Annotated in this window: 9 protein-coding genes; 4 read left to right on the forward strand and 5 right to left on the reverse strand. The window is 66.7% G+C overall.

Annotated features, from left to right (window positions below):
• A partial coding sequence (locus PHX69_RS10490; protein WP_288043652.1) for a DUF2628 domain-containing protein occupies positions 1-1,474 on the reverse strand: 1,474 nt, incomplete at its 3' end.
• Positions 1,475-1,589: 115 nt separating this feature from the next.
• A complete protein-coding gene (locus tag PHX69_RS10495) occupies positions 1,590-2,093 on the reverse strand; it encodes a CreA family protein (protein WP_119013803.1) in 504 nt (167 codons plus the stop codon).
• Positions 2,094-2,282: 189 nt separating this feature from the next.
• On the opposite strand from PHX69_RS10495, the gene PHX69_RS10500 reads away from it, so the two are divergent.
• Complete coding sequence (locus tag PHX69_RS10500) at positions 2,283-3,494, forward strand: ABC transporter substrate-binding protein (RefSeq protein WP_374761688.1); 1,212 nt, start codon at positions 2,283-2,285, stop codon at positions 3,492-3,494.
• Positions 3,495-3,640: 146 nt separating this feature from the next.
• On the opposite strand, the gene cphA is transcribed toward PHX69_RS10500, so the two are convergent.
• Together cphA and PHX69_RS10510 are read right to left on the reverse strand one after the other, a co-directional pair.
• Positions 3,641-6,208 (reverse strand): cyanophycin synthetase, encoded by a 2,568-nt coding sequence (gene cphA, locus PHX69_RS10505; RefSeq protein WP_119013756.1) that lies wholly within the window; start codon positions 6,206-6,208, stop codon positions 3,641-3,643.
• A gap of 20 nt (positions 6,209-6,228) precedes the next feature.
• Positions 6,229-8,448: a cyanophycin synthetase gene (locus PHX69_RS10510; protein ID WP_119013757.1), complete on the reverse strand. Its 2,220-nt coding sequence runs from the start codon at positions 8,446-8,448 to the stop codon at positions 6,229-6,231.
• Positions 8,449-8,647: 199 nt separating this feature from the next.
• On the opposite strand from PHX69_RS10510, the gene PHX69_RS10515 reads away from it, so the two are divergent.
• From PHX69_RS10515 to PHX69_RS10525, 3 genes are all read left to right on the forward strand, one after another.
• Positions 8,648-10,969 carry a cyanophycin metabolism-associated ABC transporter gene (locus tag PHX69_RS10515; protein WP_288043655.1) on the forward strand — a complete coding sequence of 774 codons (2,322 nt, stop codon included), beginning with the start codon at positions 8,648-8,650 and terminating at the stop codon, positions 10,967-10,969.
• Between the two features lie 20 nt (positions 10,970-10,989).
• Positions 10,990-11,469, forward strand: a complete 480-nt coding sequence (locus PHX69_RS10520; RefSeq protein WP_288043657.1) for a cyanophycin metabolism-associated DUF1854 family protein — start codon at positions 10,990-10,992, stop codon at positions 11,467-11,469.
• A 151-nt stretch (positions 11,470-11,620) separates the two neighbouring features.
• On the forward strand, positions 11,621-12,058 hold the full coding sequence (locus PHX69_RS10525) for a hypothetical protein (RefSeq protein ID WP_119013759.1): 438 nt from the start codon (positions 11,621-11,623) through the stop codon (positions 12,056-12,058).
• An 84-nt stretch (positions 12,059-12,142) separates the two neighbouring features.
• Here PHX69_RS10525 and PHX69_RS10530 read toward each other — a convergent pair whose 3' ends face one another.
• On the reverse strand, positions 12,143-13,075 hold the full coding sequence (locus tag PHX69_RS10530; protein ID WP_288043658.1) for a 5'-nucleotidase: 933 nt from the start codon (positions 13,073-13,075) through the stop codon (positions 12,143-12,145).
• Between the last annotated feature and the right edge of the window lie 346 nt (positions 13,076-13,421).

A 13,421-nucleotide genomic window follows, 5' to 3' on the forward strand; every position in this document is an offset into this window, starting at 1 on the left:
GTACAGCGGGCAGGCCGCTGCCGGTGATGATCAGGAGCACCCTGGCGGCGTTGCTGGCATCGGCAAACGAACCGGTGTTGATGAAGTAGCTGTGCGCCGGGGTGTCGGCGCTGTCGGTTGCCGCCGCTGTGGCGGCTGGTGGTGTGGGCGCTTTGGCTGGTGTTTTGGCGGGCACCTTGGCGGGTTCTTTGGTCGGTACCTTAGCGGGCACTTTGGTTGCTACTTTGGTGGCGCGCTGCGTGGCTGTTTTGGTCGGCGTTTTGGCGGGCGGGGTGGCTTTTTTCTCGTCCGCAGGCGCGGCCTTGTCTGTGCTTCGGGTTTTGGCCGGGGCAGTGCGGACTTTGGCAGCGGGCTCGGCCACTGCGGGGGCTGTGGTTTTGGGCGCGGCGGCGGCAGGGGGCGGGGTTTGGGGGGCGGTGGTGGCGGTGGGCGCTGTTTTGGACGGCGTCTGCATGCCCGCCGTGGCGCTGGACGCCGGGCCGGACGCTGGCGCCACGGCACTGCCCACCAGGGCGCTGGACTGCGCTGGTGGCGACACCGCCGGTGCGGGGGCTGCCTGGGGCGCAGGTGCAGGCGCGGGGGGCGGCGGTGCTACAGCCGCAGTCACCGCCTGTTGCGGGGTGGGCAACGCCGCTGGGGCGGGCATGGCCGACGCCACTGCGGTGGCTGCTGCTGCGGCCAACCTGGCATCCAGATCCGATGCAGGCGCGGTGGTGGGGTCAGACGCTGCCGGTGTGCTGCCCGACGGGGTCAGGAACGCCTCCGGTGCTGTGGTGAGCACTGCGCGTTGGGGCGGTGTGCCGGAGAACAGGGCGATGGCCGCTGCCACGCAGAGCAGCACGGCGTGGATGGCCGCCTGCCAGCCTGCGCGCTGGCGCGAACTGGCGTGCTGGCCCAGGCGCAGGCGGGCCTCGGCAATCGTTTTGGAGGCGCCAATGGCATTGTGGATGCGCTGCTCGGTGTAAGCGTGCAGCAGCGCATCGCCATACAACCCCGGCAGCACCGTGCCCAGCACGACAAACCCTGCCAGCAGCCCCCATTGCACCGACGCGGGCCAGGGCAGCAGCGCCGGATCGATTCCCCAGGCCAGCCACACCAGCGCTGCCCCCGTGGCGGCATATGCCAGCGCCGGGCGCCAGAGCTGGTGCAACAGCATCCAGTGCAGGGTGAGCAGGGCGGCGCCCCAGTTCCAGCCAGGGCGGGCCTTGCCGGTGGCGTCAAAAAGGGCAAAAACCCGCAGGTAGTGCGCCAGACCCACCGGCCCGAGTGCGCTGTGGTAGAGCGTAGCCAGCGGGCTGGGAGACGCTTTGGCGGTGGTGGTGGAGCCCCCCGCACGGGCCACCGCCGCTGCCGCAGACGGGCCCCCGGCACCCGCAGGTGCAGCACCGGAGGCCGCCCTGGGGGCTGGCACCGCAGCGGTGGTCGAAGTGCCTGGGGTGGCGCTCTTGGGGAAGGGCATGTCGGATGTGGCCATGCGGTTTCTGCGAATAGGTGGGGCGCGGTACGGGGCGCAAAAATGGTTTTTGCTATTAATTTAATAGCTGCTAGCGCTTGTTGCGCGTGCGTCAGAGCTGTTTTTGGCTACATATTCAGGGCCTGAGCACAATGGGCGTGGCCCGGTCCACCGGCACCGCCGTGATGCTGTTTTGCGGCGAACCGTCAATCAGCTTTTCAGAATAGGTCAGGTACACCAGCGTGTTGCGCGGCGCGTCCACCATGCGCACGATGCGCAGGCGCTTGAACAAAATCGACATGCGCTCGCTGAACACCTCTTCCTGCTTGCGCAGCGGCTTGGGAAAGCTGATGGGCCCGGTCTGGCGGCAGGCAATCGAGGCCTCGGCGCGGTCTTCGGCCAGGCCCAGCGTGCCTTTGATGCCGCCCGTTCGCGCCCGCGAGACATAGCAGGTCACGCCCAGGGCGCCGGGGTCGTCGTAGGCCTCGACCAGGATGTCGTGGTCACGGCCAATCCACTGGAAGGCGGTGTCCACGGTGCCGATTTTTTCCGCGTGGGCGGCAGCAGCCAGGGTACTGGCGGCCAGCCACAGGGCGGCGCGGCGCCAGGCGCGTGAAGGTGGGCGGGTGGGCAGGTGCATGGTCTGGCGATTGTGCCGCAGGCTGTGGGCTGGGCCACGTTGTGTATCGCCGGGCATCGCTGTGCATATTTGCAAAGTGCGCCTGCACTGGTGGGTTGCTGGCGGGCTGCAAAGCGCCGTTACAGTGACCGGGTAGCCCGGGCGCACGCCGGGGCTGCGTTTTGCATAACAACCAGCAGGAGACAGAGCATGTACGGTATGAAAAAAGTCACGGCCCTGGCCGCCATGGCCTTGTGTGGCCTGGCCCAGGCGCAAATCTCGGATGGCGTGGTCAAAGTGGGCGTTCTGACGGACATGTCGGGCCCGTATTCGGGCATGGGCGGGGCGGGCTCGGTGGTGGCGGCCAAAATGGCCATTGAAGACTGCCTCAAAGCCGAGTGCAAGGGCATGAACATCGAAGTCATCAGCGTAGACCACCAGAACAAGGCCGACATCGCCGCCACCAAGGCGCGCGAGTGGCTCGAGCGCGACAAGGTCGATGCGCTGGCCGACCTGACCAACTCGGCGGGCGCCCTGGCGGTGCAAAAGCTCATCAAGGACAAGGGCGGCATTGCGCTGTACAGCGGCCCGGCCACCACGCGCCTGACCAACGAAGATTGCGCGCCCAACGGCTTTCACTGGATGTTCGACTCTTACTCCCTGGCTGCCGGGCCTGCGGCGGCGCTGACGCGCGCGGGCGCCAAGTCGTGGTACTTCGTCACCGTGGACTATGCGTTTGGCCATTCGCTGGAAAAAGAAGCGGGCGATATCGTCAAAGCCTACGGTGGCAACGTGCTGGGCAGCGTGCGCCACCCGCTCAATGCCAGCGATTTTTCTTCGTTCCTGCTGCAAGCGCAAAGCTCCAAGGCCAAGGTGATTGGCCTGGCCAACGGCGGGCAGGACACGGTCAACGCCATCAAGGTGGCACGCGAGTTCGGCATTGGTGGCAAAGACCAGACCGTGGCGGCGCTGCTGGTGTTTTTGACCGACGTGCATTCCATGGGCCTGAACGTGGCGCAAGGGCTGATGTTCTCGGAAGGCTTTTACTGGGACATGGATGACCAGACGCGGGCCTTCTCGGCGCGCTTTGCCAAGCTGCACAAGAACTACAAGCCGACCATGGTGCAGGCGGGCGTGTATTCCAGCGTGCTGCACTACCTCAAGTCGGTGGCTGCGGCCAAGACCGATGACTCCAAGGTGGTGGCGCAGAAGATGCGCGAGCTGCCCATCCAGGACCCCATCATGCGCAACGCCAGCATCCGTCCCGACGGGCGCGTGGTACACGACATGTACCTGTTCCAGGTGAAGAAGCCTTCGGAGTCCAAAGGCCCTTGGGACTATTACAAAACCATCAGCACCGTGCCCGCGCAGATTGCGTTCAAGCCGCTGGCCGATTCGAGCTGCCCGCTGGTCAAGAAGTGATTGGCCGCGCCACGGTTTTCAAGCCAAATCGGCCTCTGGCGCTTGCTGGGTAAGCGCTACCAGCTATCAAATCAATAGTAAAGCCCCCGGTGCTGGCAGCGCCGGGGGCTTTTTTCTGGCGGGCGCTGGTCTGGCAGCGCGCGTGCTCAGTTCTGGCTACAGCACTGGGCCAGGTGGGCCAGGGCTTCTTCGACCTGATCGACCAGCACCAGGCACAGGTCGCCCGGTTGCAGGCGTGCCAGCGCGGCGTCGATGGCGGTGAACTCGCCGTAGATTTCTTCGACGTGGCGCGTGCGCGTGGCGCCTTGCAGGCCCTCGCGCAGGAGCGCCATCACCTCGCCGTCGCCGCGCCCGCGCTGGGCGGCGTCCTGGTACAGGATCACGTCGTCAAACGCCTTGCCCAAAATGACGGTTTGCGCGCGGATGTCCTCGTCGCGCCGGTCGCCCGCGCCACTGATGACCACGCTGCGGCGGTTGCCAGGCAGGGCATCGACAGCGGCCACGAGTGCGCGCATGGCGTCGGGGTTGTGGCCGTAGTCGGCAATGACGGTGGCGCCACGGTAATCCATCACGTTGAAGCGGCCAGGGGCGTTGTCGCTGTCATTGACAAAGCCCGACAGGCCCCGGCGGATGGTCTGCCACGGCAGGCCCGCGCCCCAGGCGGCGGCCACAGCGGCCATCACGTTTTCCACCTGAAAACCGATGCGGCCATTGCGCGTGATGGGCACATCGCGTAGGTGGATGGTTTCGCGCCACGAGCCTTCGGCGGCCACCACCGAGTCGCCATCGACGTACACCGAGCGGTTGCCCTGGGCGCGGTGCGTGGCCATCACCGGGTGGTGGCGGTCGGCGGCAAAGTAGATGATCTTGCCGGGGCAGGCCGGGGCCATGGCGGCCACGATGGGGTCGGCGGCGTTGAGCACGCCATAGCCATCGGGGGCCACGTTCTGCACGATCACGCGCTTCAAGACGGCCAGGTCTTCCACGGTGGTGATGTAGTTCATGCCCAGGTGGTCGCCCTCACCGATGTTGGTGACCACGGCAACCTGGCAGCGGTCAAAGCCCAGGCCCTCGCGCAGGATGCCGCCGCGCGCGGTTTCAAACACGGCGGCATCGACTTCGGGGTGCAGCAGCACGTTGCGCGCGCTGCGCGGGCCCGAGCAGTCGCCGCTGTCAATCTGGCGGCCATTGACGTACACGCCGTCGGTGTTGGTCATGCCCACGCGCAGGCCCTGGGCGGCAAACAGGTGGGCAATCAGGCGCGCGGTGGTGGTTTTGCCGTTGGTGCCGGTGACGGCCACCACGGGGATGCGCCCGTCCTGGCCAGGGGCAAACACTTCGTTGACCATGGCGGTGCCCACGGCGCGCGGCTTGCCGTAGCTGGGCGCCAGGTGCATGCGCAGGCCGGGGGCGGCGTTCACTTCCACGATGCCGCCGCCTTGTTCTTCGATGGGGTGCAGCACGCTCTCGCAGACCAGATCGACGCCGCAAATGTGCAGGCCGATCATTTGCGCCGCCGCCACGGCGCGCGCTGCCAGGTCGGGGTGAACGTCGTCGGTCACGTCGGTGGCGGTGCCGCCAGTGGACAGGTTGGCGTTGTTGCGCAGCACCACGCGCTGGCCTTTGGCGGGCACGGATTCGGGGCTCAAGCCCTGTGCGGCCAGGCGCGCGATGGCGATGTCATCGAGGCGGATTTTGGTCAGCGATGTGGCGTGGCCCTCGCCCCGGCGTGGGTCGAGGTTGACCAGATCGACCAGTTCGCGCACGGTGTGGATGTCGTCGCCCAGCACCTGCGGCGGCTCGCGCCGGGCGGCGGCGACCAGCTGGTCGCCCACCACCAGCAGGCGGAAATCGTGGCCGGGCAAAAAGCGCTCGACCATCACCGTGCCGTACTCTTCGGCCACGCGGTAGGCGTCTTCGAGTTGCGCGCGCTCGGTGATGTTGACCGTGACGCCCTTGCCCTGGTTGCCGTCTTGCGGCTTGACCACCACGGGCAGGCCCACTTCCAGGGCCACGGCCCAGGCGTCGTCCAGGCTCTCGACCGGGCGGCCCAGGGGCACGGGCACACCGGCGGCGTGCAGCAGGCGCTTGGTCAGGTCTTTGTCCTGGGCGATGGATTCGGCTACGGCGCTGGTGGCGTCGATTTCAGCGGCCTGGATACGCCGCTGTTTGCTACCCCAGCCAAACTGCACCAGGCTGCCCTGGGTGAGGCGGCGCCACGGAATGCCGCGCGCGGCGGCGGCCTCGACGATGGCGCCGGTGCTCGGGCCCAGGCGCTCGTCTTCGTCCAATTCACGCAGGCTGGCGACCACGGCGTTGCTGTCAAAGCTGCCGCCGTCCAGGGCGGCCTGAATCAGCGCCTGCGCGTCGGCAAAGGCCTGGCGGCCCACGGCTTCTTCGGTGTATTCGACGATGACCTGGTACACGCCAGCGTCGTGGGTGGCGGCAGTGCGGCTGAAGGTGACTTGGCAGCCCGCCTGCGCTTGCAGCGCCAGCGCAGCCGATTGCAGTACGTGGGCCAGCGAGATGTCGCTGTCGCTGCCCTCGGGGTGCAGCGTGCCGATGGCGGGGAACAGGGCGCGCAGCCGGGCTTCAAAACCGGTGATTTGCGCCATGGCGCGCTCGTGGGGGGCACAGGCTACAACGGCCTCGATGGCGGTGTTGCGGCTCCAGAGGTTGGGGCCGCGCAGGGCCCGGATGCGGGATACGTCCATGGGGGTGTCTTTCGGGCGGCTCAAAGGGGAAGAACAGGGGTGCGTGCGCCGCCGACAGCGGGCACTTGGGGCTCGAAGGTCTTGATGCCTGCGGCGATCAGGTCGGGGGCAATGTCCAGCGCCCAGGCCGCACCGATGGCCGCCAGCAGCGTGTGGACGTTGGGCGTGTCGCGGCCAAAGCCCAGGCGATCGAGCGCGCCCAGGGATTTTTCGCTGCTGCCGGTGGCCAGCACGACGTGGCCGCCGCGCACCAGCACGGCGCGGCCGTGGTCGTTGGCGCGGTGCGCGGTGATGGCGGGCAGGTCGGGGTCGGTGGCGTAGAGGATGACGGCGCCATCGCACAGCCGGGCCAGGTCGGCCACTTCGGGCTCGGCAGCGTTGAGCACGGCGGCCCCGCTGGGCAGCACCACATCGACCTGGGTGCGCATCACCTTGGCCATTTGCTCGGGGGTCTGGATGTCGAAATCGGCCAGGGTGTCAAAACCGTCCATGTCGGTGACCACGCCCACGGTGCAGCGGTCATAGGCCAGGCCATCGCGCAGGATGGTGCGGGCGTCGTTCTCGATCACGGCGGCCTGCACCATCTGGCTCATCAGCAGGCGGTGTGCGCCCGCCCAGTGGGCGCTGTCGCGGGTGTCCACGCAGCGCTCGTTCATGAACATGCCGTCTTTGCAGGCCAGGCCGGTGTAGTGCCCGCCCAGGTGCAGCAGCCAGGCCACCAGGCGGGCGATGGTGGAGGCGTCCCGGGTGCCCGCCACGCCCACCACCGGAATGCGCCCGGCCTCGTCGCCGCCTTGGGCGTCGTCGATGGGGAACAGGTGTTCTGCAATGGCCTGGCCCACGGGGCGGGGCGCGCCCTCGGCGGGCTTGAGGTGCATCAGCAGGCCAGGGCCAGCGTTGACTTCCACAATCGCACCACCCTGGGTGTGCAGCGGCTTGGAGATGTCTTGCGCCACCATGTCGATGCCCGCAATGTCCAGGCCCACCACCTTGGCCGCCAGTTGGGCGATGTAGGCCACCTCGGGGTGAACGTCGTCGGTGCAGTCCACGGCCACGTTGCCGTTGCGCTGCACCACCACCTGCTGGCCCGCAGCGGGCACGGCGTCGGCGCTCAGGTCTTGGCGCTTGAGTTCGAGCTGCACCTTGGCGTCGGTGGCCACGTCAATGATTTCGAGAGGATATTCCTCTTCGTAGCCCCGGCGCGGGTCGGAGTTGAGTTGGGTGGCGATCAGTTCTGCCACGGTGGATTGGCCGTTGCCGGTGATGCACAGCACCTCGCCGCGTGCCGCCGCCACCACCTTGCCGCCCACCACCAGCAGGCGGTGTTCGTCGCCGGGAATGAAGCGCTCGACCATCACCTCGCGCCCCTCGGGCTCGGCCACGTGCCAGGCCGCTTCAATTTCTTCGCGCCGACGCAGGTCCAGGGTCACGCCGCGCCCGTGGTTGCCATTGGAGGGCTTAACCACCACCGGCAGGCCGATGTCCTGAGCAGCCTCCCAGGCTTCTTCGGGAGTGGCCACCACCTGGCCTTCGGGGATGGGCACGCCGCAGGCTTTGAGCAGGCTTTTGGTCAGGTCTTTGTCGCTGGCAATGCCTTCGGCAATGGCGCTGGTGTATTCGGACTCGGCCGTCCAGATGCGCCGCTGGCGGGCGCCGTAGCCCAGTTGCACCAGGTTGCCATCGTTGAGGCGGATGTGCGGAATGCCCCGGTCGCCCGCCGCCGTGACGATGCAGGCGGTGCTGGGGCCGAGGTAGCGGTCATCGACCTCGGTGCGCACGCGCGCCACGGCGGCGGCCACGTCAAAGGGCTCGTCGTTGATGGCGGCCATGATCAGGCGGTGGCCGCACTCCAGCGCCACGCGCGCCACTTGTTCTTCACGGGCACGGAACACCATGCGGTAGACGCCGTGCTGCGAGGTGCTGCGCGTTTGGCCAAAGCCGGTGGGCATGCCCGCCAGGTTCAGCAGCTCGATGACGATGTGCTCCAGCACGTGGCCGCACCAGGTGCCCTCTTGCAGGCGCTGCAAGAAGCCGCCGCGCTCGCCCACGCCGCAGTGGTGCTCGACCAGTGCGGGCAACCAGGCCGTGAGGCGGTCATTGAAGCCGGGAATCTGGTGGGAGGGGTGGTCTTCGAGGGCGCCCAGATCGAGCCAGACTTCCAGCACAGGGCGGTAAGTCCAGATGTTGGGGCCGCGCAGGTAGTTGATGCGCAGCAGTTGGATGTCGTTGAATTTCGCCATGGGTTGCAGCGGGTAAGGGGTGTGACGGCCCTTGCGGGGAAGAGGGTGGTTCATTGTGCGCGCTGGCAGGTGTCAGCGCGCGGTGCGGTGTGTGCGTTAAGCGGGGATCGGCCCCTGCCCGGAGGCCCCGATGGGAGAGAATCCGCACTCCCGCGCGGGCCTTTGCAGTATGCCGCCGGTAGCGGAAATACAAACCAACATGCAACATCTTCCTGTGAATGCTTCGGGTGTCTTGACAGGCCCCGACGGGGCCGAGTGGCGAGCTGTGCTCGCTCCCCACGAAAACGTGCTGGAGGCGCTGGCGGTTGACCTGAGCGCTGACCTGCGTTTCCAGACGGGCCAGATTGTGCTCACCGACCAGCGCTTGCTCTCGCGCATGGACGCTGACCCGCAGGGGCCGGGCCTGCGCCAGTGGCCCCTGGCCCCGGGCCTGGAGCTGCGCCTGATCGACCACGGTGGCGTCGGTACGCTGGAGCTGCACGATGCCCGCCAGCGCCTGGCGCTGTGGCGCTTCACCTTGGGCGCGCAGGCCCAGGCCCTGCGGCTGGTGCAGCGCTTTGAGCGCCAATTGCAGCGCTTGCAACCCGGTGCGGCCTCTGCCGATGACGAGCAGACAGCGCCCCTGTGCCCCAGCTGCCACACCCCGCTGCCCCCGGACAGCGACGAGTGCCCGGCCTGTGCCCGCGCACAGCGGCCCCAAACCTCAACCTGGGTGCTGCTGCGCCTGTGGCGTTTTGCCCACCCTTACCGTTGGCAGCTGGCTGCCGGGTTTGGCCTCACGCTGGCTTCCACGGCGGCTATGCTGGTGCCGCCGTACCTGACCATTCCGCTGATGGACGACATCCTGATCCCGTTCCAGAACTGCCAGCAGATTGACCCGGCTCTGGTGCTGATGTACTTGGGCGGGCTGCTGCTGTCGGCGCTGGCCGCCTGGGGCCTGGGCTGGGCGCGCACCTACATCCTGGCGCTGGTGTCCGAGCGCATTGGTGCCGATTTGCGCACCACCACCTACGAGCATTTGCTCAAGCTGTCACTGGACTACTTTGGCGGCAAGCGCACCGGCGACCTGATGGCGCGCATAGGCTCCGAGACCGACCGCATCAACGTATTCCTATCGCTGCACGCCCTCGACTTCATCACCGACGTGCTGATGATCTGCATGACGGCTGCCATTTTGTTCAGCATCAACCCGTGGCTGGCGCTGGTCACGCTGGTGCCGTTGCCCTTCATCGGCTGGATGATCCACACCGTGCGCGACCGCCTGCGCACCGGCTTTGAAAAAATCGACCGCGTCTGGTCGGAAGTGACCAACGTGCTGGCCGACACCATCCCCGGCATCCGCGTGGTCAAGGCCTTTGCCCAGGAAAAGCGCGAGGCCCAGCGTTTCCATGACGCCAACCAGCACAACCTGGAAGTCAACGACAAGCTCAACCGCACCTGGAGCCTGTTCACGCCCACCGTCTCGCTGCTGACCGAAATCGGCCTGCTGGTGGTCTGGGGCTTTGGCATCTGGCTGGTGTCCAAGAGCCAGATCACGGTGGGTGTGCTCACGGCCTTTATCGCCTATATCGGGCGCTTTTATGGCCGGCTGGACTCGATGAGCCGCATCGTCTCGGTCACGCAAAAGGCCGCTGCCGGGGCCAAGCGCATTTTTGACATCCTCGATCACGTCAGCAACGTGCCCGACCCGGCCCAGCCCGTGAAGGTAGACAAGGTGCAGGGCGCTATCGGCCTGCGCAATGTGGGCTTTCGCTACGGCAGCCGATCGGTCATCAAGGGGCTGGAGCTGGACATTCGCCCCGGCGAGATGATCGGTCTGGTGGGCCACAGCGGCTCGGGCAAGAGCACGCTGGTGAACCTGATTTGCCGTTTTTACGATGTGAGCGAGGGCTCCATCCAGGTCGATGGCATCGACATCCGCCGCATGGCCGTGAGCGACTACCGGCGCCACATTGGCCTGGTGCTGCAAGAGCCGTTTCTGTTCTTTGGCACCATCGCCGAAAACATCGCCTATGGCAAACCCGAGGCCACGCGCGCCGAGATCGTGGCAGCCGCCCGCGCGGCCCACGCGCACGAGTTCATCCTGCGCCTGCCCCACGGCTATGACTCGCTGGTGGGCGAGCGCGGCCAGGGCCTGTCGGGCGGCGAGCGCCAGCGCATCAGCATTGCCCGCGCGCTCTTGATTGACCCGCGCATCCTGATCCTGGACGAGGCCACCTCCGCTGTCGATACCGAGACCGAGAAAGAAATCCAGAAAGCGCTGGACAACCTGGTGCAGGGCCGCACCACCATCGCCATTGCCCACCGCCTGTCCACACTGCGCAAGGCCGACCGCCTGGTGGTGATGGACCGTGGTGAAGTCGTTGAAGTGGGCCCGCACGACGAATTGATGGGAAAACAGGGCGCCTACTGGCGGCTGTACGAAGCCCAGGCGCGCCGCGCCGAAGAAGACGCACAGGCCGCCGGGATTTTGGTGGACAGCGGCTTGCTGCACTCGGCCCATCCCGCAGGCAACCCCTGAAACCCGCAAGGCACCCCACCATGTCCGATACGTCTTTCTCCCTGCCACTGCACCGCAACGCCCATGGCCGTCTGGTGCTTACCCTGCCTGACGGCACCGAGCACGCGGGCGTGCTGCCGGTACGCGCCTTCCCGATTGCTGCGCCCGGCGAAGGGCTCTCCTTGGTCGGCAGCGATGGCCATGAGCTGCTCTGGATAGAGCGTCTGGCCGATGTGCCTGCCTCCGCACGCACCCTGATCGAAGAAGAACTGGCCGTGCGCGAGTTTGTGCCCACCATCGAGAAAATCATCGCCGTGTCCGGGTTCTCCACGCCCAGCACCTGGACGGTGCAGACCGACCGGGGCACCACGCAGCTGGTGCTCAAGGCCGAGGAAGATATCCGCCGCCTCAGCGGCCGCACCCGCTTGCTCATCACCGGCAGCGATGGCCTGCAATACAAGGTGCCCGACACCCTGGCACTGGACCGCCATTCACGCCGTCTGTTGGAGCGCTTTTTGTAGCCTCCGAGGCTGTGCGGGAGGTGCTGTAGTCAAAAGGCCGGGCGGTCTGATTGGTGAAAAAGGGCTTAATTTGCCCCGCTTTTTGCCGTAATAAAGGTACGAGACGGCGGTAAGAGGCTGTCGCTCCCTTCTTACTTTGCGGACTATTGCCATGCAACTGCCACCTGTTGACCGATCGCCGCTGTGGCGTCCCCAGGGCGCTGACTTGTATTCCACCGGAGCCTCGGGTGCGGTTCCGGTGCGCCCCATCCATGCGGCCAATCCGGTCGAGTCCATGGACAGGCTGGGCGAGGGCGCCATCGTCAAGACCCCCGAGAAGCCTTCTGACCCCGACACGCCCAACCGCGACTGGACGTTGTCAGAAGAAAAGAAAGAGGTTGAAGAAACCCCGCCCGAGCCCCCCAAAGAGCCTATTTACAAGCAACTGCTGGAGTTCATCCAGTCGATGTGGCGTGCCAGCGGCACCGCCATCGAGATGGCGCAGGAAATCAACAAGACCACCCTGCAAGAGCGCATGGCCCAGCAGGTCAAGAACGACGAGCCCATCACCTACTCTGACCCCAAGGTCAAGCGCACCGGCGGTTTGTAGTCTGGTTGCAGGCCCTGCAATAGGGCTTGATTGCTATTTATTTGATAGCTATTGGCGCTTGCTGTGCAAGCGTTTGGTGTCGATTTAATCCCTATTTTTCTGCACTGGGGCCGCTGCGGGTGGGTTGGCGATGCCGCTGCTGACGTGGCCCGAGGGCACATGCTGCGCCGCTGAGGTGACGTGGCCGGTCTGGTCGTCAAAGAAAAAATCGGGCTCGAATTCGCGCAGAAACTCCCCCTTGGGCAGGCCGCCCAGAAACATGGCCTCATCCACCGCAATGTTCCAGTCCATCAGCGTGCGGATGGCGCGCTCGTGCGCGGGCGCGCTGCGCGCCGTAACCAGCGCGGTGCGCACGCGCATGCCGGTGTCGGCGGCCTGTTGCAGGCGGTGCAGCGCCACCAGCAGCGGCTTGAACGGGCCCTCGGGCAGTGGCTGCGCGGCCTTGTCGGTTTCGTGCTGCTGAAAGGCCGCTAAGCCCTGGGCCTGGAACACGCGCTCGGCCTCGTCGGAGAACAGCACCGCGTCGCCGTCAAAGGCAATGCGCACCTCGTGCGGGTGGGCGTCGCCGGCCTGCACCGATTCGGTCAGCACGCGCGCGGCCGGGTAGCCCAGGTGCAGGGCCTGGCGCACATCGGCTTCGTTGGCCGACAAGAACAGGTGCGCGCCCAAGGGCCGCAGGTAGCCAAACGGGTCGCGTCCTTGGGTGAACACGCCGCGCTGCACGCTGGGCAGTCCGTGGGCGCGGCAGGAGCGGAATACCCGCATGCCGCTGACCGGGTCGTTGCGCGACAGCAACACCACCTCCACACGCTGGTGCTCGGCGCTGTTGAAGGCCAGGAGCTTGCGCACCAGCGAAAACGCCACGCCGGGCGCGGCGGGCAGCTCCAGCCGCTGGCGTTGCAGGGCGACGTAGGCCGCATCGTTGCCGTGCTCGAAGACGTTGTTCTCTTCCTCAAAGTCGAACAGGGCACGCGAGGAGATGGCAACCACCAGTTGGTCATGCAGGTTCAAAGCCATCGGGTATCTCCGTAGTGGGCTTCACTGTGCGCTCGCACCATGCGCAGCGCACGCAATGGCGCGGCCCCAGCCAGCGGCCAGCGCGCAAGGGCCGCCCCGCCGCGCTGGTGGCGTCCCCCTGGGGGCTGAGTGCCTGCGGCTCCAAACCTGCCTGCGCAGGTTTGGACAGGCCGAAGAGGCAGTATCTCTGGTGCTGCCACGTTGGCGCGCAGCGCCGCAGGGGGGTACTCATTTGACGAACTGGTTGAGCTGGATGATGGGCAGCAGCACCGCCAGCACGATGAGCATGACGATCAGCCCCATGGCCACGATCAGCAGCGGCTCCAGGATGGTGGCCAGTTGCAGG

The organism is Simplicispira sp. (assembly GCF_028687295.1).
Classification (GTDB): domain Bacteria; phylum Pseudomonadota; class Gammaproteobacteria; order Burkholderiales; family Burkholderiaceae_C; genus Simplicispira; species Simplicispira metamorpha.

What these genes read in the sequence shown, in the direction of transcription:
- PHX69_RS10495 (WP_119013803.1), bottom strand. Translation starts at nt 2,093, where the DNA reads ATGCACCTGCCCACCCGCCCACCTTCACGCGCCTGGCGCCGCGCCGCC.
- PHX69_RS10500 (WP_374761688.1), top strand. Translation starts at nt 2,283, where the DNA reads ATGTACGGTATGAAAAAAGTCACGGCCCTGGCCGCCATGGCCTTGTGT.
- cphA (WP_119013756.1), bottom strand. Translation starts at nt 6,208, where the DNA reads ATGGACGTATCCCGCATCCGGGCCCTGCGCGGCCCCAACCTCTGGAGC.
- PHX69_RS10510 (WP_119013757.1), bottom strand. Translation starts at nt 8,448, where the DNA reads ATGGCGAAATTCAACGACATCCAACTGCTGCGCATCAACTACCTGCGC.
- PHX69_RS10515 (WP_288043655.1), top strand. Translation starts at nt 8,648, where the DNA reads ATGCAACATCTTCCTGTGAATGCTTCGGGTGTCTTGACAGGCCCCGAC.
- PHX69_RS10520 (WP_288043657.1), top strand. Translation starts at nt 10,990, where the DNA reads ATGTCCGATACGTCTTTCTCCCTGCCACTGCACCGCAACGCCCATGGC.
- PHX69_RS10525 (WP_119013759.1), top strand. Translation starts at nt 11,621, where the DNA reads ATGCAACTGCCACCTGTTGACCGATCGCCGCTGTGGCGTCCCCAGGGC.
- PHX69_RS10530 (WP_288043658.1), bottom strand. Translation starts at nt 13,075, where the DNA reads ATGGCTTTGAACCTGCATGACCAACTGGTGGTTGCCATCTCCTCGCGT.